22 protein-coding genes are annotated in these 21,391 nt (G+C 39.8%); 17 read left to right on the top strand and 5 right to left on the bottom strand.

Annotation, left to right across the window (positions count from 1 at the left end; all coding sequences use genetic code 11):
* Positions 1 to 9 precede the first annotated feature (9 nt).
* The 9 genes from lpdA (at position 10) to ACLIJJ_RS03160 (ending at position 8,534) form a co-directional block, all read left to right on the top strand.
* Complete coding sequence (gene lpdA, locus ACLIJJ_RS03200) at positions 10 to 1,431, top strand: dihydrolipoyl dehydrogenase (RefSeq protein ID WP_233313229.1); 1,422 nt, start codon at positions 10 to 12, stop codon at positions 1,429 to 1,431.
* A gap of 53 nt (positions 1,432 to 1,484) precedes the next feature.
* Complete coding sequence (locus ACLIJJ_RS03195; RefSeq protein WP_233314714.1) at positions 1,485 to 2,477, top strand: thiamine pyrophosphate-dependent dehydrogenase E1 component subunit alpha; 993 nt, start codon at positions 1,485 to 1,487, stop codon at positions 2,475 to 2,477.
* Between the two features lie 14 nt (positions 2,478 to 2,491).
* Positions 2,492 to 3,475 (top strand): alpha-ketoacid dehydrogenase subunit beta, encoded by a 984-nt coding sequence (locus tag ACLIJJ_RS03190; protein WP_233313230.1) that lies wholly within the window; start codon positions 2,492 to 2,494, stop codon positions 3,473 to 3,475.
* Between the two features lie 26 nt (positions 3,476 to 3,501).
* Positions 3,502 to 4,773, top strand: coding sequence for a dihydrolipoamide acetyltransferase family protein (locus ACLIJJ_RS03185; protein ID WP_411410538.1), 1,272 nt, complete (start codon positions 3,502 to 3,504; stop codon positions 4,771 to 4,773).
* Between the two features lie 110 nt (positions 4,774 to 4,883).
* Complete coding sequence (locus ACLIJJ_RS03180; RefSeq protein WP_341077700.1) at positions 4,884 to 5,321, top strand: BrxA/BrxB family bacilliredoxin; 438 nt, start codon at positions 4,884 to 4,886, stop codon at positions 5,319 to 5,321.
* A gap of 243 nt (positions 5,322 to 5,564) precedes the next feature.
* On the top strand, positions 5,565 to 6,338 hold the full coding sequence (locus ACLIJJ_RS03175; protein WP_233313234.1) for a transporter substrate-binding domain-containing protein: 774 nt from the start codon (positions 5,565 to 5,567) through the stop codon (positions 6,336 to 6,338).
* A gap of 85 nt (positions 6,339 to 6,423) precedes the next feature.
* The gene (locus tag ACLIJJ_RS03170; protein ID WP_233313235.1) at positions 6,424 to 7,083 is read left to right on the top strand and encodes an amino acid ABC transporter permease; all 660 of its coding nucleotides are present in this window, start codon (positions 6,424 to 6,426) and stop codon (positions 7,081 to 7,083) included.
* Positions 7,076 to 7,798: an amino acid ABC transporter ATP-binding protein gene (locus ACLIJJ_RS03165; RefSeq protein ID WP_233313237.1), complete on the top strand. Its 723-nt coding sequence runs from the start codon at positions 7,076 to 7,078 to the stop codon at positions 7,796 to 7,798. Before ACLIJJ_RS03170 ends, ACLIJJ_RS03165 begins: the two co-directional genes overlap by 8 nt.
* A 214-nt stretch (positions 7,799 to 8,012) precedes the next feature.
* Positions 8,013 to 8,534: a L,D-transpeptidase gene (locus tag ACLIJJ_RS03160; protein WP_233313238.1), complete on the top strand. Its 522-nt coding sequence runs from the start codon at positions 8,013 to 8,015 to the stop codon at positions 8,532 to 8,534.
* A gap of 137 nt (positions 8,535 to 8,671) precedes the next feature.
* On the opposite strand, the gene prli42 is transcribed toward ACLIJJ_RS03160, so the two are convergent.
* The gene (prli42, locus tag ACLIJJ_RS03155) at positions 8,672 to 8,764 is read right to left on the bottom strand and encodes a stressosome-associated protein Prli42 (RefSeq protein WP_233313242.1); all 93 of its coding nucleotides are present in this window, start codon (positions 8,762 to 8,764) and stop codon (positions 8,672 to 8,674) included.
* Positions 8,765 to 8,927: 163 nt separating this feature from the next.
* Here prli42 and ACLIJJ_RS03150 point away from each other — a divergent pair, with 163 nt between their 5' ends.
* The 4 genes from ACLIJJ_RS03150 (at position 8,928) to gndA (ending at position 13,589) form a co-directional block, all read left to right on the top strand.
* Positions 8,928 to 10,052 (top strand): tripeptidase T, encoded by a 1,125-nt coding sequence (locus tag ACLIJJ_RS03150; RefSeq protein WP_233313244.1) that lies wholly within the window; start codon positions 8,928 to 8,930, stop codon positions 10,050 to 10,052.
* A gap of 209 nt (positions 10,053 to 10,261) precedes the next feature.
* Complete coding sequence (locus ACLIJJ_RS03145; protein WP_245399879.1) at positions 10,262 to 10,738, top strand: chemotaxis protein CheW; 477 nt, start codon at positions 10,262 to 10,264, stop codon at positions 10,736 to 10,738.
* Between the two features lie 23 nt (positions 10,739 to 10,761).
* Positions 10,762 to 12,018 carry a DNA polymerase IV gene (locus ACLIJJ_RS03140; RefSeq protein ID WP_237941685.1) on the top strand — a complete coding sequence of 419 codons (1,257 nt, stop codon included), beginning with the start codon at positions 10,762 to 10,764 and terminating at the stop codon, positions 12,016 to 12,018.
* Positions 12,019 to 12,179: 161 nt separating this feature from the next.
* Entirely contained in the window at positions 12,180 to 13,589 is a 1,410-nt protein-coding gene (gene gndA / locus ACLIJJ_RS03135) for an NADP-dependent phosphogluconate dehydrogenase (protein WP_233313247.1), read from the top strand.
* 49 nt (positions 13,590 to 13,638) lie between these two features.
* Here the strand turns inward: gndA and ACLIJJ_RS03130 are convergent, their stop codons facing one another.
* Together ACLIJJ_RS03130 and zwf are read right to left on the bottom strand one after the other, a co-directional pair.
* Positions 13,639 to 14,748 carry a metallophosphoesterase gene (locus ACLIJJ_RS03130; RefSeq protein WP_411410628.1) on the bottom strand — a complete coding sequence of 370 codons (1,110 nt, stop codon included), beginning with the start codon at positions 14,746 to 14,748 and terminating at the stop codon, positions 13,639 to 13,641.
* Positions 14,749 to 14,837: 89 nt separating this feature from the next.
* On the bottom strand, positions 14,838 to 16,343 hold the full coding sequence (gene zwf, locus ACLIJJ_RS03125; RefSeq protein ID WP_245399878.1) for a glucose-6-phosphate dehydrogenase: 1,506 nt from the start codon (positions 16,341 to 16,343) through the stop codon (positions 14,838 to 14,840).
* A 386-nt stretch (positions 16,344 to 16,729) separates the two neighbouring features.
* Between zwf and rnz the strand changes: the two genes are divergently transcribed.
* From rnz to msrA, 3 genes are all read left to right on the top strand, one after another.
* Positions 16,730 to 17,659, top strand: a complete 930-nt coding sequence (gene rnz, locus ACLIJJ_RS03120; RefSeq protein WP_233313249.1) for a ribonuclease Z — start codon at positions 16,730 to 16,732, stop codon at positions 17,657 to 17,659.
* 27 nt (positions 17,660 to 17,686) lie between these two features.
* Positions 17,687 to 18,478 carry an SDR family NAD(P)-dependent oxidoreductase gene (locus ACLIJJ_RS03115; protein ID WP_411410537.1) on the top strand — a complete coding sequence of 264 codons (792 nt, stop codon included), beginning with the start codon at positions 17,687 to 17,689 and terminating at the stop codon, positions 18,476 to 18,478.
* Between the two features lie 198 nt (positions 18,479 to 18,676).
* On the top strand, positions 18,677 to 19,192 hold the full coding sequence (msrA, locus tag ACLIJJ_RS03110) for a peptide-methionine (S)-S-oxide reductase MsrA (RefSeq protein ID WP_237941683.1): 516 nt from the start codon (positions 18,677 to 18,679) through the stop codon (positions 19,190 to 19,192).
* 47 nt (positions 19,193 to 19,239) lie between these two features.
* Here the strand turns inward: msrA and ACLIJJ_RS03105 are convergent, their stop codons facing one another.
* Both ACLIJJ_RS03105 and ACLIJJ_RS03100 read right to left on the bottom strand, forming a co-directional pair.
* A complete protein-coding gene (locus ACLIJJ_RS03105) occupies positions 19,240 to 19,677 on the bottom strand; it encodes an ASCH domain-containing protein (RefSeq protein WP_411410536.1) in 438 nt (145 codons plus the stop codon).
* Between the two features lie 40 nt (positions 19,678 to 19,717).
* On the bottom strand, positions 19,718 to 20,626 hold the full coding sequence (locus ACLIJJ_RS03100; RefSeq protein WP_233313254.1) for an alpha/beta hydrolase: 909 nt from the start codon (positions 20,624 to 20,626) through the stop codon (positions 19,718 to 19,720).
* A gap of 305 nt (positions 20,627 to 20,931) precedes the next feature.
* Here ACLIJJ_RS03100 and ACLIJJ_RS03095 point away from each other — a divergent pair, with 305 nt between their 5' ends.
* The gene (locus ACLIJJ_RS03095; protein ID WP_233313256.1) at positions 20,932 to 21,381 is read left to right on the top strand and encodes an OsmC family protein; all 450 of its coding nucleotides are present in this window, start codon (positions 20,932 to 20,934) and stop codon (positions 21,379 to 21,381) included.
* Positions 21,382 to 21,391 lie beyond the last annotated feature (10 nt).

Raw genomic sequence — 21,391 nt, 5'->3', positions numbered from 1 at the left:
GTGAATATAGTGGCTAACGAATATGATTTAGTTATTTTAGGAGGCGGGACAGGCGGTTATGTTGCGGCAATCCGCGCTTCCCAATTAGGTTTAAAAACAGCCATAGTCGAAAAAGGAAAACTCGGCGGTACATGCCTCCATAATGGCTGTATCCCAAGCAAAGCCTTACTGAGAAGTGCAGAGGTTTATTCAACGGCTAAAAGAAGCGAGGACTTCGGTGTGCTTGTGAATGATGTGAGCTTTGATTTTGGAAAGGTTCAAGCAAGAAAAAATAGTATTGTCACCCAGCTGCATAAAGGTGTCGAGTATTTGATGAAAAAAGGGAAAATCGACGTATATGAAGGGAAAGGAAGAATTCTCGGTCCATCTATATTCTCTCCCATTCCAGGGACTATCTCTGTTGAGATGAATAACGGAGAAGAAAACGAGATGCTGCTTCCTAAAAACGTGATTGTCTCTACTGGTTCAAGACCTAATACATTGCCCGGACTCGAGATTGACGGAGAGTTGATTATCAGCTCAGAAGAAGCATTAAAAATGGATAAACTTCCAAAATCAATCCTTATTGTCGGCGGCGGTGTCATCGGTGTAGAATGGGCTTCCATGCTTGCTGATTTTGATGTAGATGTGACCTTAATAGAATACAGCGACACAATTGTGCCAACAGAGGATAAAGATATTCGCCTTGAACTGAAGAAGCAGCTGGAGAAAAAAGGTGTCAAGGTTGTCATAGGTGCAAAAGTATTGCCTGAAACGCTGGAGAAAAATGAGCATGTCACTGTTCAAGCAGAAATAAAGGGTGAAAAGGTGTTCTTTTCAGGCGAAAAGCTGCTTGTTTCAGTCGGCAGAATCGGCAATGTGGAAGGATTGGGATTGGAAAATACAGAAATCATCTTCGACAATAATACCATACAGGTAAATGAGAATTTCCAGACGAAGGAAGCTCATATTTATGCGATTGGCGATGTTATTGGAGGACTTCAGCTGGCTCATGTTGCTTCCCATGAAGGGATAAAGGCTGTCGAGCATATTGCAGGATTGCAGCCAGAGCGACTAGATTACAAAAAAATCGCAAAATGTATCTATACTAGTCCAGAAATAGCGAGTATTGGATATACAGAAGAAGAAGCAATAAATGCAGGATTTACAATTAAAAAAGGGAAATTCTCCTTCCAGGCAGTCGGAAAAGCCCTAGTATACGGCGAACCGGAAGGCTTTGTCAAAATAATTGCTGACAGGCAAACAGATGATATATTAGGTGTTCATATTATCGGACCTCATGCTACTGACATGATTTCAGAAGCAGCGCTAGCTGCCACACTGGATGCCGCTCCATGGGAAATAGGAGCAACGATACACCCTCATCCGACATTATCTGAAGCAATCGGAGAGGCTGCATTAGCAGTTGATGGAAAGGAGATACACGGATGACGCAAATAGCTGGAGATAAAAAAGTGAGACAAGGAAATGTAGGAGGTAATCAAATGGTAGAAAAGCGCCATTTAAATGCAGGATTAACAGATGAGCAAGTACTTGAAATGTATAGATATATGCTATTAGCACGACGTATCGATGAAAGGATGTGGCTTTTAAACCGCTCTGGAAAAATTCCTTTCGTTGTGTCTTGCCAAGGCCAGGAGGCAGCGCAAGTAGGTACGGCATTCGCCTTTGACCGAGCTAAAGATTATTCATTGCCGTATTACAGAGACTTAGGTGTTGTGCTTGCATTCGGACAAACGCCAAGAGAAATTATGCTGCAAGGGTTTGCTAAAGCAGAAGATCCTAACTCAGGCGGCAGACAAATGCCAGGACATTTCGGACAGAAAAAGAACCGCATCGTAACTGGTTCTTCACCTGTAACTACACAAGTTCCACATGCTGTGGGCATTGCCTTGGCTGGTAAAATTGAGAAGAAAGATTTTGTAACTTATGTCAGCTTTGGAGAAGGTTCCTCCAACCAGGGAGATTTCCATGAAGGTGCGAACTTTGCTGGAGTACATAAACTCCCAGTCATTTTCGTTTGTGAAAATAACAAATATGCTATCTCTGTTCCAATCGAAAAGCAATTAGCTTGCGAAAATGTGTCAGACAGAGCCATTGGTTATGGCATGCCAGGATATACAGTGGACGGCAATGATCCAATTGAGGTATATCGTGTCACTAAAGAAGCAGTTGACAGAGCAAGAAGAGGGGAAGGACCGACTCTTATTGAGACAGTCTCTTATCGTTTAACTCCTCACTCTTCTGACGATGATGACAGAACTTACAGAGGCCGCGAGGAAGTAGCAGAAGCGAAGGCGAAGGACCCTGTTATCACATTTAAAAATTATTTAACAGAAGTTGGTGTCCTGACAGAAGAAATGGACCAAGAGCTGAATGCTGATATTATGGAAATTATCAATGAAGCAACTGAATATGCAGAAAAGGCTCCATATGCAAAACCAGAAGACTCAATGAATTATGTGTACGGGAATTAAGGGGGAAAGAAATAATGGCAGTTATTTCATATATTGATGCAGTTACTATGGCCATCAGAGAAGAGATGGAAAGAGATGAAAAGGTATTTATCCTAGGAGAAGATGTGGGTGTGAAAGGTGGCGTATTTAAGGCGACAACCGGCTTATATGAACAATTCGGTGAAGAAAGAGTCATCGATGCACCACTTGCAGAATCTGCGATTGCGGGAGTCGGTATCGGTGCCGCGATGTACGGTATGAAGCCGATTGCGGAAATGCAGTTTGCTGATTTCATCATGCCTGCTGTAAACCAAATTGTTTCAGAGGCAGCAAAGATTCGTTACCGCTCTAACAATGACTGGACTTGTCCAATTGTTATTCGCGCACCATACGGCGGAGGAATTCATGGCGCTCTTTATCATTCGCAATCAGTGGAAGCAATGTTTGCCAATACGCCTGGATTGAAAATTGTTATGCCTTCCACACCGTATGATGTGAAGGGATTGCTAAAAGCAGCTGTTCGTGATCCAGATCCTGTTCTTTTCTTTGAACATAAGCGTGCATACCGCCTGATTAAAGGGGAAGTGCCTGAGGATGATTATGTACTGCCAATCGGAAAGGCAGATGTAAAAAGAGAAGGAGAAGATATTACAGTCATTACATACGGACTATGTGTACATTTCGCACTGCAGGCAGCAGAAAAGCTTGCGCAAGACGGAATATCTGCACATGTATTGGATTTGCGTACTGTTTATCCTCTTGACCAAGAAGCAATTATTGAGGCAGCTTCTAAAACAGGGAAGGTTCTGTTAATAACAGAAGACAACAAAGAAGGCAGCATCATCAGTGAGGTTGCGGCAATTATTGCAGAGAACTGCCTGTTTGACTTGGATGCACCAATCATGAGGCTCGCTGGACCAGATATTCCTGCTATGCCATATGCACCGACGATGGAAAAACACTTCATTGTCAGCCCGGAAAAAGTCGAAAATGCTATGCGTAAGCTCGCAGAATTTTAATGATTTGAGTGATAAGGAGGGATAACATGTCCAGTGAAAAGATTACCATGCCAAAGCTTGGAGAGAGCGTAACAGAAGGAACAATCAGCAAATGGCTCGTTTCTGTTGGAGATACTGTCAACAAATATGAACCATTGGCTGAGGTAATGACAGATAAAGTCAACGCAGAAATACCTTCGTCTTTTTCAGGCAGTGTTAAAGAACTGATTGCAGGAGAAGGAGATACACTGCAAGTCGGTGAAGTCATCTGCATCATTGATGTAGAAGGAGCAGAAGAAGTGACAGCAGCAGCTCCTGCTGTCAAAGAAACAGCATCAAGCAATACAACAGAAAAGCCTGCAGCAGGCAAAGCAAGATATTCACCTGCAGTACTGCGCCTGTCCCAAGAAGCAGGAATTGATCTAAGCCAGATAACAGGCAGTGGATTAGGCGGCCGAATTACAAGGAAAGATGTCTTAGCTGCTATTAACAGTGGCCAATCGATACAGCAGCCTGTTGTTGCACCAGAAAAAATCGATGTGCAAAAAGAGCAGCAAGTACACGTAGCTGTACAGCAAACAGCTCCAGCTCCTCAAGTTGTTGATGTTCAAGCAGTTCCTGGTGATATCGAGATTCCAGTAACAGGTGTGCGCAAGGCGATTGCCGCTAATATGAAGAAGAGCAAGCAAGATATTCCTCATGCTTGGACAATGATCGAGGTCGATGCAACAAAGCTTGTTCAATACCGAAACGAGGTCAAAGACTCCTTTAAAAAAGCAGAAGGCTATAACCTTACATATTTTGCCTTCTTCGTTAAAGCAGTTGCGCAAACATTAAAGGAATTCCCGGAAATTAACTCAACATGGGCTGGCGATAAAATCATTCGCAAAAAAGATGTAAATATTTCTATAGCTGTCGCAACAGAAGATGCACTATTTGTACCAGTTATCAAAAATGCCGATGAGAAATCCCTTAAAGGAATTGCAAGAGAAATTACGGAACTTGCTGCAAAAGCAAGAAACGGTACATTGCAGCTTCATGAAATGGAGGGAGGAACCTTTACTGTGAATAACACAGGTTCCTTTGGTTCAGTTCAGTCAATGGGTATTATTAATCACCCGCAAGCGGCAATCCTGCAGGTTGAGTCGATTGTTAAGCGTCCTGTTATTAAGGATGGCATGATTGCAATTAGCGATATGGTTAATTTGTGCATGTCTCTTGACCATCGTGTGCTTGATGGTTTGGTATGTGGAAGATTTATGCAGCGTTTGAAAGAAAGATTAGAAAATACAACAAAAGACAATACGCCAATCTATTAATAGAAGATAAAACATATTAATTGAAAGTTGCGGGTCAATTGATAATAATAAGATAGATAAGTAAATACTGGACATAATGTCTTAATCAAATAAATCGGAGGGGCAAAATAATGAATATCGATTTTAATTTATTCATGAACGATGTTGTTCGCCAAGCACGCCAGGACATGGAAGAAGCTGGCTATACAGAGCTTACTACACCTGAGGCAGTAGATGAGGCTTTTGCTAAAGAAGGAACTACATTAGTGATGGTCAATTCTGTGTGCGGATGTGCAGGAGGTATTGCCCGTCCAGCTGCAGGATATTCCCTACATTATAAGAAGAAGCCGGATCATCTCGTAACGGTTTTCGCTGGACAGGATAAAGAAGCAACAGAAAAAGCAAGATCATACTTTACAGGATATGCACCATCCTCACCATCCTTTGCCTTATTAAAAGACGGGCAAATTGTGAAGATGGTAGAACGTCATGAAATCGAAGGCCATGATCCAATGGAAGTTGTCGGGAAACTGCAAAATGCATTTGAAGAATATTGTGAGGAAGTATAAACTTTCAAAATAAGTAAAAGATAGGCAGAGGAAATTATCCTCTGTCTTTTATTATAAAGTTTTTTCAGAAAAGTAGTTCAATTCATCCTTTTGGAAAATTATTTTTTTAAATGAATTTGTATAAAGTGTATTGAATAATTATTAGTTTGTGTTAAAATGCATATAGTTGTATGAATATAACTCTCATGAGAACGAAAAAACATCGCGCAAAATACATCATATTGATTATAGGGGGAAAACTTTATGAAAAAACTAATGGCACTTATGCTGTTAATGATAGCAATTCTAGCAGGTTGTGGTACAAGCACAGATGACAGCAACAGCGGAAGTTCTTCTGATAAAAAAGAACTTATTATGGGAACATCAGCTGACTATCCACCGTTTGAATACATTGATTCAGCAAAAAGTGAAGATATTATCGGATTCGATATTGATTTAGCAAATGCACTTGGTGAAAAACTGGGCTATACAATTAAAGTGAAAGACTTTGATTTCAGCGGTTTGATTCCAGCAATCCAAGCAGGCCAAGTGGACTTAGTTATGTCAGGTATGTCACCTACACCTGAAAGAAAAGAAAATGTTGATTTCAGTGATATTTACTATACTGCTCAAGATTTAGTTATTACAAAAAAAGACAGCAATATTAACAGCGTGGAAGATTTGAAAGGCAAAACAATCGGCGTACAGCTTGCATCCATTCAAGAAGATGCTGCAAATGAGATCGCAAAAAAAGTTGATGTGAAAGTCGAAAACCGTGACCGTATTCCACAGTTGGTGGAAGAAATTAAAGCAGGCAGATTTGATGCAGCAATCATTGAAGATGTAGTAGCACAAGGGTATTTGAAAAAGGATGATACTTTAAGCTCCTTTACTGCAACAGAAGCAAATGACGATGCTGGTTCTGCAATCGCGTTTCCAAAAGACAGTGATTTAACAGCGAAGTTTAATGAAGAATTGAATAAAATGAAAGAAAACGGCGAGTTGGATAAGTTAATTGTTAAATGGTTTGATAACTAACATAAATAAATAGCTTAAATAAGAAAAACGTTTAAAGAGACTCTCTTTAACGTTTTCTTATTTTTTGAAAGGATTGAGTCATTGTATGGAATTGGATTTTCAACAGTTTATTCCATCCCTTCCTTTTCTATTAAAAGGAATTATCGTTACATTAAAAATCGTATTTGTTGCAGGAATATTAGGCTTTGTATTAGGGATAGTCCTATCGATCTTAAAAATTAGCAAATTCCCAGTATTGAGCTGGATTGCAGATGCATATACGTCTATTTTCAGAGGAACGCCGCTTGTTCTTCAGTTAATGATTATCTATTACGGCACACCGCAAATTACAGGTGTGCAAATTGAACCAGCTGCAGCGGCAATCATGTCATTCGGGTTAAACTCAGCTGCCTATATTTCTGAGATTATCCGCGCAGGAATTCTGGCTGTGGATAAAGGCCAAAAGGAAGCAGCGCTTGCTCTTGGAGTTAGCAACAGACAAGCAATGTTCGATTTAATTCTTCCACAAGCACTGAAAAACATTTTTCCAGCACTTATAAACGAAGCGGTTTCTTTAACGAAGGAATCAGCAATCGTTACAGTTATTGGTGTTACGGACATAATGAGAAGGGCTTATATAATGGGTGGAGACAAATTTTCCTATTTCGAACCATTATTGCTTGCAGGGGTAATTTATTATGTAATGGTAATGGTGCTGACATTGCTTGCGAAGGTTCTTGAAAGGAGAATGAGAAGAAGTGATTAATGTTCAACAATTGCATAAATCATTCGGTTCCTTACAAGTTTTGAAAGGAATCTCAACAGAAATAAAAAAAGGTGAAGTAGTGACAATTATCGGGCCATCTGGTTCTGGTAAATCCACTTTCCTGCGTTGCCTGAATTTATTAGAAGTGCCGACTGAAGGCAAAATTTTCATTGATAATGTGGAAGTTACAGCTAAGAAGGCTAACATTAAAAAAATGAGAGAAAATGTCGGAATGGTATTCCAGCACTTTCATCTTTTTCCGCATAAGACTGTCCTGCAAAATGTCACTTATGCACCAATTAAAGTTAAAGGTATGAGCAAATCTGAGGCTGAAAAGCAAGGGAAAGAGTTGCTGCAGAAAGTCGGCTTGGCTGAAAAGGCTAATGAATATCCGAATCGTCTTTCTGGCGGACAAAAGCAAAGGGTAGCAATTGCCAGAGCACTTGCTATGAATCCAGAGGTTATTTTGTTCGATGAACCTACTTCAGCTTTAGATCCGGAAATGGTTAAGGAAGTACTTGAAGTTATGAAATCATTGGCGAATACAGGGATTACGATGCTGATTGTTACACACGAAATGGGCTTTGCTAGAGAAGCTGCAAGCAGAGTATTGTTCTTGGATCAAGGCTCAATCGTTGAGGATGCGCCGCCTGCAGAGTTCTTTTCAAATCCGAAAAGTGCAAGAGCGAAAGAGTTTTTAGAAAAAATGCTGTAATAGTAAAAAGCTGTCTTGATAAAAGGCAGCTTTTTTTATTTTACTGGTTATTAGACATGATAATCTTTCCCAAAGACTTGCTATCTATGTAATAGCCGCTAACTCGGCCTAGTTATGGGAAATCAAATAAATTCTAGTTATCATTTAGCTATTAATAAACTATAGTATAAAAATACAGTGTTCACACATACTAGACTAAAAAGGATGTGTGTGGATGCTGAAATTACTGGCAGGTCTGCTGCTGGCTGTGTCTCCGATTTGGCCGCTTGGCGATAATCCAATGCCGGGCGACCCGTTCGTTATTATAAATAAAAGCACGAATCAAATGGCATTAGTGGATGATAACAGGGTGCAGACACTTATTAGTGTGGCGACAGGAAAAAAGGATGAACTCACACCTGAAGGGCTGTTTACTGTGACTGTAAAGGCAATCAATCCTTATTACCGCAAGAAGGATATTATGGGCGGAGATCCGAAAAACCCGTTAGGCACAAGATGGATTGGGTTTGATGCAGAAGGCACAGAAGGAAGAACATACGGAATTCATGGCACGAACAATCCAGCCTCCATTGGCCATTATGTGTCACAAGGCTGTGTGCGGATGCAAAATGAGGCAATTGAGTCAATCTTTCAATCTGTTCCTTTAGGTACAAAGGTGCTGATTACAGATTCCAGTAAGGATGCTGAATCGTTAGCTGTTGAATATGGAGCAATTGATAAAGGCATAAATATGTAAAGAAGCACTTTTCAAATACTCTTGAAAAATATTCAGTTTGAAATTCCCACTATATTTAGCCATAAAAAAACACCTCAAAAGTTAGATTTCAACTCTAACTTTTGGGGTGCAGCACTTAATAACAGGCCATTTTTTATTTAGAACAGCATGCTCAATCCAATCATTAGAGTAGAAAGCAACATGATAAAAATCATCAAATACACGACGATCTTTTGAAATTTTTTGTTCATAAATTCCTCCATTTATCTGCTTATTCTTGTCCTTCTATTTTACTAGGAAAAGCATAAAGTAACAACTATAAAGAAATTTCCATGAATCAAAGCGAATATATTCAAACATTTGCTGATTTAGGTGTATACTAATAAAGTGAGTAATTATTTGGAGGAACGAAATATGATAAATAACGAACGTTTATTAAATCAGTTTTTGGAGCTTGTGCAAGTAGATTCCGAAACAAAATATGAAAAAGAGATTTGTGCATTGCTGAAAAGCAAATTTGAAGCACTTGGCTTAGATGTATTTGAAGATGACACAACAGCTGTAACTGGCCATGGTGCCGGAAATTTGATTTGTACACTGCCAGGAAATGCAGAGGGAGCAGATCCAATTTACTTTACTTCTCATATGGATACTGTAGTTCCAGGTGTCGGCATTAAGCCTTCCATTAAAGATGGCTATGTCGTAACTGACGGCACAACTATTTTAGGTGCTGATGATAAGGCAGGTCTTGCAGTTATGCTTGAAGTTATCACTGTCTTGAAAGAGCAGTCTATCCCGCATGGCACTATTCAATTTGTCATCACAGTCGGTGAGGAGTCTGGATTGGTTGGAGCTAAAGCGCTAGATCCGTCCCTTTTAAAAGCTAAATACGGCTATGCACTTGATAGTGATGGAAAAGTCGGCAATATTGTTGTCGCTGCACCTACACAAGCAAAAATTAAAGCGACCATCCTTGGCAAAACAGCTCATGCTGGTGTTGCACCTGAAAAAGGCATTTCTGCGATTACGATTGCATCAAGAGCTATTTCCAATATGCCTTTAGGCAGAATTGACAGTGAGACAACAGCAAATATCGGACGTTTCGAAGGCGGCCAGCAAACGAATATCGTTTGTGACCATGTGGATATCCTTGCAGAAGCGCGTTCGTTAATAGCTGAAAAAATGGAAGCTCAAGTAGAAAAGATGAAGAGTGCATTTGAAACAGCTGCTAAAGACATGGGCGGTCAAGCGATTGTTGATGTCGAAGTAATGTACCCAGGTTTCAAGTTTGGCGAAGGAGACCATGTTGTGGAAGTAGCGCGCAAAGCAGCAGCAAAAATCGGCAGAAGCTGTGAATTGCAGCAAAGCGGCGGCGGCAGCGATGCAAATGTAATTTGTGGGTTTGGTATTCCAACAGTTAACCTTGCAGTCGGTTATGAGGAGATACATACAACAAATGAGAGAATGCCAATCGAAGAACTGAATAAATTGGCAGAGATGGTTGTGGCAATTATTGAGGAAGTTGCAGCAGCAAAATAATAAAAAGCTTTCCCTTAAAAGGGAAAGCTTTTTATTATGGAGAAATAACAGGAGTGATATACTGAAATAATGTCAATTAACGGATAAAAACAGCTAGATTTAGTCGTTTTGGTAGAGGATATAAGATAAAATTAGTATAATAATACTAGAGTGACTTTCAAATAACATCCATTTACATAAAAAATTAATAGAAAGCGAGAGAAGTATAAATGATACAGGATTTAGATAAAGCGGTAATATTTCAAGTTGGTTCAGGAGAATACTCTATTTCCATTAAGCACGTTATATCCATCGAAAAAGAGGAAAATATAACAAATATAGCTCAGCTGCCTTCTTATGTGCTTGGAATTACGAAGGTGCGGGATGAGCTTATTCCCGTTATTGATCTGCAAAATGTATTGTATAATAAGGCAACGCAGTCTAATGAGCACAACAGGCTGATTGTTATTAAAACAGAAGAACTGTCATTTGCTGTCTTAGTTCATGCAGCCAAGGAAATAATAGATGTAAAAGCAGAGATGATTAAACAAGCAGGCTTGTCTGCCTATCAAAAGACAAGCTATTTCACAGGTGTCTTGAATCTGGAAGACAATCGCCTCGTTATGGTGATTGAGCCGCATATTCTGCTTGATTCCCTTGATGGCATCAAAGAAATTAAGGATTATATGAACAAACAGCCTGTGTAGTAAAGATAGGATGGGTGATTTTAATGAAGGAATTCTATCCGAAAAAGGGCAGAGTCATTCTGCATGTCGATATGAATAGTTTTTATGCATCAGTAGAAATGGCATACGAGCCTTCATTAAAAGGAAAACCGCTTGCCATTGCAGGCAATGTGGAGGAACGAAAAGGGATTATTATTACATGCAGTTATGAGGCCCGAAAGTTCGGTCTAAAGACGACGATGCCCCTTTGGGAAGCGAAAAGATTGTGTCCTGAGCTGATTATCATGAAACCCCAGTTTGACAGGTATCGCACAGCTTCTTCTGCTATGTTTGACATTTTGCGGGAATTCACCGATTTAGTAGAACCTGTATCCATTGATGAAGGCTATCTTGATATAACAGAAAGCTATGAGTTTGGAACTCCCCTTGAAATTGCGGAGTCTATTCAAAAAAGGATACACGACCGCCTGGATTTGCCATGCAGTATTGGAATTGCTCCAAACAAATTTCTCGCGAAAACCGCTTCCGATTTTAAGAAGCCAATGGGCATTACTGTTCTGAGAAAAAGGGATGTACCAAACGTCTTATGGCCTCTTGAAGTCGAGGAAATGCATGGCATTGGCACAAAAACAGGTGAAAAGCTGAGGAAGCAGGGCATAACGACAATAAAGGATTTGGCGCATGCTGATTCAATCCAGCTGAAGGCAGTGCTTGGGATAAACGGTCTCCGTTTAAAGGACAGAGCGAATGGAATGGATAACAGACAAGTTGATCCTGAAGCTGCTAAAGAGTTCAAGAGCATCGGCAATTCATCCACATTGCCGAAGGATACAGCAAATCAGCAGGAACTATTTGCAGTAATTACAGAATTGGCCCATAAGGTTGCAACCCGAATGAAGCGCAAGAAAGTCCATGCAAAGGGGTTAAGTGTTACAATCCGGTATGGAAATAGGAAGAACTTTTCAAAAAGCAGAAAGCTTAATAACCCGGTGAAAGCGGAAAGTGACTTAATCCACATCGCAAAGGAACTGTTTCTTCAAGCCTGGGACGGCAATGCGGTCAGACTGCTTGGCATAACTGCAACTGATTTAGTAGAGAATAGCTATGTTGCCAAACAACTTGATTTATTCTCGTTTGAAAAAGAAGCAGAAAAAGAGCCTTTATGGAAAACTATTGAACAGTTAAAGGCAAAATACGGTTCGAAAATTATTGAACCGGCCTCAGAAAATGCAGTTTCAAAGGCTGATGAAAATGTAGGAACACAAACAAGTTTTAACAAAGATTTCCTCCAAGGAAAGTAGTTTTATAAGTAATTTACTTTTTAAGAAAATTTTTTTCAGAATTTCGATGAAAGTTTGTTTGGAATGAGCTAGAATAGTTGTATAAATAGTAGAATCTTGCTAAAGTAAAGTGAATTCTACTATAAAGCTAAGGATACATAGTTTAGAAGGGACGTTAAAAGATGACAAAACAGCAATTTGGGGTTATTGGTTTAGCAGTCATGGGTAAAAACCTTGCTATGAACATCGAAAGCAGGGGCTACACTGTTTCAGTATTCAACCGTTCAAAAGAAAAAACGGAAGAAATGCTGCAAGAAACAGAAGGTAAAAACATTGTTGGCACATACACAATGGAGGAATTTGTTCAATCATTAGAAGTGCCGCGCAAAATCATGCTTATGGTTAAAGCAGGTCCAGCAACAGATGCTACAATTGAACAATTGAAGCCATTGCTTGATAAAGGCGACATTGTTATTGACGGAGGAAACACTTTCTTCGTAGATACGCAAAGACGCAACAAAGAATTGAGTGAGCTAGGTATCCACTTCATTGGTACTGGTGTATCTGGTGGTGAAGAAGGAGCACTAAAAGGACCTTCTATCATGCCTGGTGGACAAAAAGAAGCTTATGAGCTAGTAGCTCCTATCTTCAAAGATATCTCTGCAAAAGTAAACGATGAGCCTTGTACAACATACATCGGTCCAGACGGTGCTGGTCATTATGTAAAAATGGTTCATAACGGTATTGAGTATGGAGATATGCAATTAATCTGTGAAGCTTACTTCATCATGAAGCATGTTCTTGGCCTTGATGCTCAAGAATTGCATGAAGTATTTGCTGACTGGAACAAAGGCGAATTAGACAGCTACTTAATCGAAATCACTGCAGACATCTTCACTAAAGTGGATGAAGAAACAGGCAAGCCGCTTGTAGACTTAATCCTTGACACTGCAGGCCAAAAAGGTACTGGTAAATGGACAAGCCAAAGTGCACTTGACTTAGGTGTTCCACTTCCAATGATTACTGAATCAGTATTTGCACGCTTCATTTCTGCAATGAAAGAAGAGCGTATTAAAGCAAGCAAAGTATTAACTGGACCAGAAATCAAGCCGTTTACAGGCGATAAAGCTGCATATATTGAGTCTGTTCGCAAAGCCCTATACTTGAGCAAGATCGTTTCTTATGCGCAAGGTTTCGCGCAAATGAGATCTGCATCTGAAGAGTATAGCTGGGATCTTAACTACGGCGAAATCGCAATGATTTTCCGCGGAGGCTGTATCATCCGTGCACAATTCCTGCAAAAAATCAAAGATGCTTATGACCGTGACCCAGAATTGAAGAACTTGTTGCTTGATCCATACTTCAGCGATATCGCAGAGCAATACCAAGCTGCTCTTCGCGAAGTAATCTCAGGTGCTGTATTGAACGGTATTCCTGTACCAAGCTTTGCTGCTGCACTGGCGTATTTTGATAGCTACCGTACAGAAACGCTTCCAGCAAACCTTCTTCAAGCACAACGTGACTACTTTGGTGCACACACATACCAACGTACGGATAAAGAAGGCGTATTCCACACTAACTGGATGAAATAAACAGTTAAAACAAAAAAACACCATTCGGTGTTTTTTTGTTTGCTGAATTTTATACAAATTCAATATCAATACATACAATCTCCGAGCGGCTGCCCATGCGGATTGGAGGACCCCAAAATCCATAGCCAGATGAAACAATGGCATGAAGCTGCTCTTTTTGTTTATAGCCCCAATCTAATTCAAATACTTTTCTAGTAATTAAATGATTTGGTGCCATTTGACCTCTATGTGTATGGCCAGATAAAGATAAATCGATGCCCTCCTCCATAGCTTGCACTAACTCTGCTGGCTGGTGATCCATCATGATGACAGGGAGATCAGCAGGTTTTTGGTGAGCCAATTCCCTGATAGGCAAGCGGTCTTTGTCTGTCTTATCTTTTCTGCCAATCAGGATAAATCGGTCATCTATGACTTCTGTCTCATCCATTAAAATCGTTACACCGACACGATTCATTTCCTCCAAAAACTCCGGAATTTTTTTACCATAATATTCATGATTTCCTAATACACCATAAATTCCTAAAGGAGCGGTTAATTCCATCATTTTATCACCCATTCTTTTACGGAGGAAGGGAATAGGGTCATCATCAATAATATCACCTGGAAAAAGAATGATATCAGGTTCCAGTCCATTGATTTGCTCTACAAGCCGGTTTAAGTGGGCATTGCCTGATAATGTGCCAAAATGCATATCGGATGCCATTGCTATCTTCAGCTTACTAGGTTTTGCTGTACCTTTAGGGAGCATAAGCTCATATTGTTTAATAACAGGGGAGTAAGCATTATAGCTCCCTGCAATCAGTAAATAAGCAAAAGCTATAAGGGTCATAATTCCAATAATGGCAACTGTTTTATCGGCATCCGTAAATCTTGAAATAATATATGCTGCTAAGTCAGCTATTGGCAAGATAAGGACAGCATATTGAAGAAAACCGAGCCAATACGAACCGACAATCCGGAATAAGGGAATGGAACGGATGAGATGGCCGGCAAAATACGAATACGCAACGATAGGCAGTATAGCCGTCAAAACAGGAACATACACATTCGGCAGCAATACTTCAAGCCATGTGAAGATATTCCAGCCAATATATAAAATAATTAAATTATATAGAAGAAACACGAGTAAAAATTGCAAGACTATTTTTGTTTTTCCCATCAAACTTCGAAACTCCCATCATAATATTGATAAGTACATAAAAACGTGAAATCGAGGATTTCACGTTTTTAATATTGTTATTATTATAATCAGCAAACATCTACTTCAAACTGACTTAGCGGCCACCAGAAGAATCCGTCTTTCTCAAGAAGCTCATCTGCTTCTTTCGGACCCATGCTGCCAGAAACATAGTTCGGGAAGTTTTCTGCTGGAGTGCTTGCCCAAGCTTGTGAAATCTTATCAACATAGCTCCAGGAAAGTGCCACTTCATCCCAGTGGGTAAAGTTTGTTGCGTCACCATGAATGCTGTCATCAATCAGCTTTTCATATGCCTCTGGAGTATTGATGCTTGCGATGCCTGTGTTGGCATAGCTTAATTTAATTGGTGTAGCTTCCATGTTTTGGCCGGCTTTTTTTGCATTTAAGTGCAAGGTGATTCCTTCTTCCGGCTGGATATGGATAACAAGCAGATTTGGCGTTAACGCTTGATCTGGTCTGTCATAAAGATTCATTGGGATATCTTTAAATTGAACGACAATTTTGGTTGATTTTGATTCAAGGCGTTTTCCTGTACGGATATAGAATGGCACACCAGCCCAGCGGAAGTTATCAATCATCACTTTTCCAGCCACAAATGTTTCGGTTTGCGACTCTGGATTTACCATTTGTTCTTCGCGGTAGCTAGGAACCTCCAAATCTTCCACTACACCTTTTCCGTATTGTCCTCTGACGAAATAATCCTTCACTGCATCCCCTTCAACAGGTCTCATTGCACGGAATACTTTAACCTTTTCAGAGCGGATTTCATCTGGAGTCAGACGGATTGGCGGCTCCATTGCAAGCAAGGCAACCATTTGCAGAATATGGTTTTGCACCATGTCACGCAAAGCGCCGCTTGTTTCGTAATACCTTCCTCTTTCTTCCACACCCAACACTTCACTAGAAGTGACTTGAATATTGCTGATATAACGGTTATTCCATAGATTTTCGAAAATAGCATTGGAAAAACGAATTGTTTCAATATTTTGAACCATCGCTTTACCAAGATAGTGGTCAATGCGGTATACTTCGTTTTCTGCAAATGCAGTACGTATTTGTTCATTCAGCTCTTTGGCTGATTCTAAATCATGTCCAAACGGCTTCTCGATAATCAGGCGCTTAAAGCCAGCAACATCTGTCAGACCGTCCTCTTTTAAATGTATGGCAATCGGACCAAAGAATTCAGGTGCCATTGCTAAGTAGAACACTCTGTTTCCGCCCAAATTATATTTATTATCCAAGTCGTCCGCAATGTTTTTCAAAGCAGCATAGGAACTGGAATCAGCTACATCATGCGAATGGTAGCAGAAGTGGGAAGCGAATGCTTCTAAATCCTTGCTGCCAGATATTGCTTCAGCGACAGAGTTTTGTACATTTTGTTTGAATTGCTCATCTGTTAAAGTTCTTCTTCCGACGCCGACTACAGCAAAACGAGAAAGTTTGCCTTTTTGGTATAGACGGTAAAGGGAAGGAAACAGTTTTCTGTTTGCCAAATCTCCAGTTGCCCCAAAAATCATGATTAACGCAGTAGATTGTTGATTTTGATTCACGTACATGGACCTCTTTTCTATATATATGTATGATCTTTGTATCCCCATTGTTGTTGTTCAAGTTCTTGCAAAACTCGGTTTGCAAGCCTTGAGCATCTGTACAGATATAGAATTTTAGCTGACTAAAGTTAATTTGGCAAATATTATGTTTGAATATTTGAAAATTTTTAAAAGGTAAGCAGCCTATATCCATATCTGAAAAATATGTTGTCTTTTTAGATATTACATGATAATAGGGAAACTTACTAGGAAAAAGTTTTAATATATTTGGTTTGTGGCATTTTTTGCCGTATACTGCTATTAGTATCGATTTTTTTGTGCAAAATGTCCAATCACATACCCATACTTTTAGTAGAAAGAAGCTTAGAAAAAGAGAAAGAAGTGACTTGAATATGCAGCTTACATTTTTAGGAACAGGAGCTGGCATTCCAGCCAAGGCAAGAAATGTGACGAGCATCGCATTGAAACTGCTCGAGGAAACAGGAAGCATTTGGCTGTTTGATTGTGGGGAAGCAACACAGCACCAAATTTTACATACGAACATTAAACCGAGAAGAGTGGAAAAGGTGTTTATCACCCATCTTCATGGCGATCATTTATATGGGTTACCAGGCTTCTTAGCAAGCAGATCCTTTCAAGGAGGAGAAACACCTCTTACTGTATACGGACCAAAAGGAATTGCTGAATATATTGCTGTTAGCCTGAAGGTTAGTCAAACATACTTAAAATATGAATTAAAGATAGTAGAAATAGAAGATGGCATTATATTAGATGAAGATAAATTCACAGTGGAAGCGAAAATGCTGGAGCATGGTGTGGTGAGTTTTGGCTACCGTATTGTGGAAAAGAATAAGCCTGGTGTTCTGCAAACAGACAAACTGGCAGAAATCGGAGTAAAGCCTGGACCGATATTTAAAGAGATTAAAGCAGGCCGCAAAGTTACCCTTGAAGATGGCAGTATCATTGATGGCAGAGATTTTGTTGGACCTAGTATTAAGGGGAGAATAGTCACAATTTTAGGTGATACAAGAACCTGTCAAGCAGCAGTAGAGCTTGCAAAAGATGCTGATGTGTTAGTACATGAAGCCACTTTTGCTGAAGGGGAAGCAGACATAGCAAAGGAATATTATCATTCGACGACAACACATGCAGCTGCAAACGCAAAGGCAGCGGGGGCGAAATTTTTGATTCTTACCCATATTAGCGCCAGATATGATTGTGCCGACAGCCTTCTTGAAGAAGCAAAACGAATATTCCCGCCATCCTCTGCTGCAGAGGATTTCAAGGAATATGATATTCCAGTACAAAAAGATAGCGATTAATCATGAATGATATAAGAGGTGAAACGGATGGAAAGCTTACAAGGTAAAAATATCATAATAACAGGAGCATCATCAGGAATTGGCGAAAGGCTTGCTATCAATATAGCATTGCTTGGTGGAAGACCAATCCTGACTGCGCGAACAGAGGAAAAGCTCCAAAAAATCGCAGCAAAAATACAAAGTGAAACAGCAGTAAATCCAATCTATTTCGCTTTAGATGTAAGCGATCTGGAAAAAGTGCATGAGGTATTTGCTGAAATTAATGAACAGGTCGGTTTTGTTGATATTTTAGTGAACAATGCCGGCTTTGGCATTTTTGAGTACCTCCATGAAACAAGTATTGCTGATATGGAAAGAATGTTTGCTGTCAATGTTCTAGGACTGATTGCTTGTACGAAGGAAGTTTTGCCGTCGATGTTAAGTGCCAATAAAGGTCATATTATTAACATTGCCTCACAAGCCGGCAAGCTAGCGACAGCTAAGTCAAGCGGCTATTCAGCAACAAAGCATGCTGTGTTAGGCTTCACTAACAGCTTGCGAATGGAGGTTGCTAAAACCAATATCCGTATTTCAGCAGTTAACCCAGGACCAATTGATACTAATTTTTTTGAGATTGCAGATAAATCCGGCAACTATGCAAAAAATGTGGAGAAGTTCATGCTTTCCACAGATTATGTTGCGGACAAGATAACAGCGCTGATTTTAAAACCGAAAAGAGAGTTGAATTTGCCGAAATGGATGAATGCAGGCAGCGTTCTTTATAATCTGTTTCCTCGTATTGCTGACCGGATTATGGGCGGCATGCTGGACAAAAAGTAATCTCCTTAACGGTAATATAGCCGAAACCTTAATTTCAGCCATTTTAAGCATCTTTCTATAGCTATTTATCCAATGAATGCAAGTCCTTTTTTAGTGTTAAATGGTAGTATCCTACTAGAATTTAGTATATACTAGTTTCAATCTTAAGTTAGAAGAATCTTCCGTTTAGGAAGTTAGTGGTCAGAAAGAGGGATGAAGATGGAAAAAGCAACATTTGCAGGCGGATGCTTTTGGTGTATGGTAACGCCTTTTGAAGAGCTTCCGGGAATCGGAGGCATTGTATCAGGGTATTCAGGAGGACATGTTGAAAATCCTACATATGAACAAGTGAAAACGGGTAGCACTGGACATGCAGAAGTGGTACAAATCACGTTCGATCCAGAGGTTTTTCCATATGAGAGACTGCTGGAGCTGTATTGGCAGCAAATAGATCCGACAGACAGCGGCGGGCAATTCCAAGACAGAGGTTCCCAGTACCGTACTGCTATTTACTATCATAATGAAAAGCAAAAACAGTTGGCAGAAAACTCGAAAAAGGCAATTGAAGACAGCGGCCGTTTCAAAAAGCCGATTGTAACAGAAATTGAGCCGGCAGCTATCTTTTATCCAGCTGAAGACTATCATCAAGATTATCATAAGAAAAATAAACAGCATTACAAAGAGGACAGAGCAATGTCTGGAAGAGATGAGTATATAAACGAGCACTGGAAATAAGCAAAAAAAGACATGCAAAGAACGAAGCTTTGCATGTCTTTTTTTGCTTAAATGGAGATATCTCCATTATATTCCCATAATCCGAGCTGCCCTTTAGCAGGGATAAATACATCCAGCTGCTTCATAGAGCTCACTTCCCAAGCATAATTGCCGACAGTGTAGTCACCAAGGAAAAATTCATTGCCGATAACAAGGCGGCCATCTGCCAACACTGCCTCATTCTCTCGGCTGTCTATCACTCGTAAGCAGTCTGTTAACATGCAGACGCCGATAATCATTCCTGTTGGGAGAGTGTCTGGCGCTTGGCCTTTTAAGTTCAACAGTTTTTGAATATTGGGATGGCTGCTTGCCTTCTTGTCTATTTTCTTACTCGTATGAATGGCAAGAGGTCCGCGGTAATTTGTTTTCCACGACCTTGTCTCGAATTTACTTTCACCAAGTACAAATAAACTTGCCCAAGGCTGGATTATGGATAGAACTTTCATATAAAGAAGCCAACCTTCCTATAAAGAATATGTGAATAAATCACTGAATGACATATTCCTGCAAAAAATCATCAATTACTTTTTCATATTCTTCTTTATTTTCATTATAGCTTTGGGCATGAAAACCATTTAATGCTAAAAAAAGCTTTTTAGGTCCTTGTTTCTTTTCAAAAAGCTCCTGTGTCATATGCGGCAAAATAAAGGAGTCTTTTTCACTATGGATAAACAGCATCGGCTTCGCGATTTTATCAATAACTGCAATGGGAGACACTTGGCGGATAGAATATCGTTCTCTTGCCCGCAGAAAAACATCAGCAATTGGCAGAAACAGTTTTCCAGGCACCTTCATTTCAGCTTTGACAAGATGATTAAGCTGTTCGCCAAAATCGGAAAAAGGGCAATCAGCAATATAAAAATCAGCACCGTCTTCGACCATCCCGGCATATAGAATCATCGTGGCAGCTCCCATCGATTCCCCGTGAATACCTAAAAGTATGTCTTTGCCTTTGTCTGCCTTTAACCAATCAACAACAGCTTTTAAATCGAATTTTTCGTAATGACCAAAGCTCGTTGTTTTTCCGCCAGACTCCCCGTGACGACGATGATCATAAATGACAACATTAAATCCTCTCTCAAGAAACAAGTTCATATATTTAATGGAGTTCGTTTTGCTTTCCGTCACCCCGTGGGCAATAATAATATACCGCTTTTCAGGGAAAGGCTCTGCTACAACTGCTTTCAGCATGTATCCATATGGGGAAGGGATGGTTACTTCCCGTTTTTTTAGGGATTCCAGAACTTCTGGCTTAAGTCTTCCAGCTGCTTTTTCCCTGTTAAAAATAAATTCGTCTTCTTTTTTCTTCATATACATCAATCGGTTCGTACAATATACACCGATGGATGAGATAAAAACTAAGAATGAAAAAAAATAGCGAAAAAATTTTTTCACATTCATTCCTCCGAACAAAATATTTCATTTCAAAAAACTAATATGAGTTTACCATTATTTTCTATAGAAACAAAGCGGACAATAATATAATTTGCACCCCTTGTCTCCTTACTGGCTTTTAGCTAAGCATGAAACAAGCTTTGCTAGTATTATACATACACAAAAACACGAGATTCGATACACATAAAAGCCTAAACAGGAAAAGATGAGTCAAGTGAGTAATTGTATAAGCTTCCAACGAACAAACGCTCCAAAATTATGGTATGATACTTTCATCAGGTTTTACAGAAAGGACGATGAAAGGAATGGCAGAACATCATTTTCATTTGCAGGCAAATTGGCCAGGACTTCGTAATGATATTGGCACAATTGAAAGCGGCAATTTAAAAACACAAATTTCTATTCCAAAGGAAATGGATGGTCCAGGTGTCGGGACAAATCCTGATGAAATGCTGCTCGGTGCAGCGGCTACTTGCTTTATAATTACATTGGCAGCAATGATGGAAAGAAGCAAATTAGATAAAAATAGCTTAACATTGGCATCGGAAGCGATTGTAGATGTGACAAACGGTGTCTTTACATATAAAGAAATCATCCATCGTCCAAATATAGTTCTTCCAGCTGGATCTTCAAGCAAAGAGGTGGAGCTTGCAAAAAGGCTCGCGGAAAAGGCAGAGGCATCTTGCATGATTACAAGAGCAATTAAAGGCAATGTTAAGGTTAGCCTTGAAGAGACGATTACAATCGAAGATTAATGGAAAGGTG

Source organism: Niallia laureatilytica, from assembly GCF_046613985.1.
Classification (GTDB): Bacteria; Bacillota; Bacilli; order Bacillales; family Cytobacillaceae; genus Niallia.
This window is presented reverse-complemented; position numbering and strand designations above follow the sequence as displayed.

Bases quoted from the DNA above. Each gene is read 5' to 3' on its own strand.
- ACLIJJ_RS03195 (WP_233314714.1), top strand. From the start codon at position 1,485: ATGGTAGAAAAGCGCCATTTAAATGCAGGATTAACAGATGAGCAAGTA.
- ACLIJJ_RS03190 (WP_233313230.1), top strand. From the start codon at position 2,492: ATGGCAGTTATTTCATATATTGATGCAGTTACTATGGCCATCAGAGAA.
- ACLIJJ_RS03185 (WP_411410538.1), top strand. From the start codon at position 3,502: ATGTCCAGTGAAAAGATTACCATGCCAAAGCTTGGAGAGAGCGTAACA.
- ACLIJJ_RS03180 (WP_341077700.1), top strand. From the start codon at position 4,884: ATGAATATCGATTTTAATTTATTCATGAACGATGTTGTTCGCCAAGCA.
- ACLIJJ_RS03175 (WP_233313234.1), top strand. From the start codon at position 5,565: ATGAAAAAACTAATGGCACTTATGCTGTTAATGATAGCAATTCTAGCA.
- ACLIJJ_RS03170 (WP_233313235.1), top strand. From the start codon at position 6,424: ATGGAATTGGATTTTCAACAGTTTATTCCATCCCTTCCTTTTCTATTA.
- ACLIJJ_RS03160 (WP_233313238.1), top strand. From the start codon at position 8,013: ATGCTGAAATTACTGGCAGGTCTGCTGCTGGCTGTGTCTCCGATTTGG.
- prli42 (WP_233313242.1), bottom strand. From the start codon at position 8,764: ATGAACAAAAAATTTCAAAAGATCGTCGTGTATTTGATGATTTTTATC.
- ACLIJJ_RS03150 (WP_233313244.1), top strand. From the start codon at position 8,928: ATGATAAATAACGAACGTTTATTAAATCAGTTTTTGGAGCTTGTGCAA.
- ACLIJJ_RS03145 (WP_245399879.1), top strand. From the start codon at position 10,262: ATGATACAGGATTTAGATAAAGCGGTAATATTTCAAGTTGGTTCAGGA.
- ACLIJJ_RS03140 (WP_237941685.1), top strand. From the start codon at position 10,762: ATGAAGGAATTCTATCCGAAAAAGGGCAGAGTCATTCTGCATGTCGAT.
- gndA (WP_233313247.1), top strand. From the start codon at position 12,180: ATGACAAAACAGCAATTTGGGGTTATTGGTTTAGCAGTCATGGGTAAA.
- ACLIJJ_RS03130 (WP_411410628.1), bottom strand. From the start codon at position 14,748: ATGGGAAAAACAAAAATAGTCTTGCAATTTTTACTCGTGTTTCTTCTA.
- zwf (WP_245399878.1), bottom strand. From the start codon at position 16,343: ATGTACGTGAATCAAAATCAACAATCTACTGCGTTAATCATGATTTTT.
- rnz (WP_233313249.1), top strand. From the start codon at position 16,730: ATGCAGCTTACATTTTTAGGAACAGGAGCTGGCATTCCAGCCAAGGCA.
- ACLIJJ_RS03115 (WP_411410537.1), top strand. From the start codon at position 17,687: ATGGAAAGCTTACAAGGTAAAAATATCATAATAACAGGAGCATCATCA.
- msrA (WP_237941683.1), top strand. From the start codon at position 18,677: ATGGAAAAAGCAACATTTGCAGGCGGATGCTTTTGGTGTATGGTAACG.
- ACLIJJ_RS03105 (WP_411410536.1), bottom strand. From the start codon at position 19,677: ATGAAAGTTCTATCCATAATCCAGCCTTGGGCAAGTTTATTTGTACTT.
- ACLIJJ_RS03095 (WP_233313256.1), top strand. From the start codon at position 20,932: ATGGCAGAACATCATTTTCATTTGCAGGCAAATTGGCCAGGACTTCGT.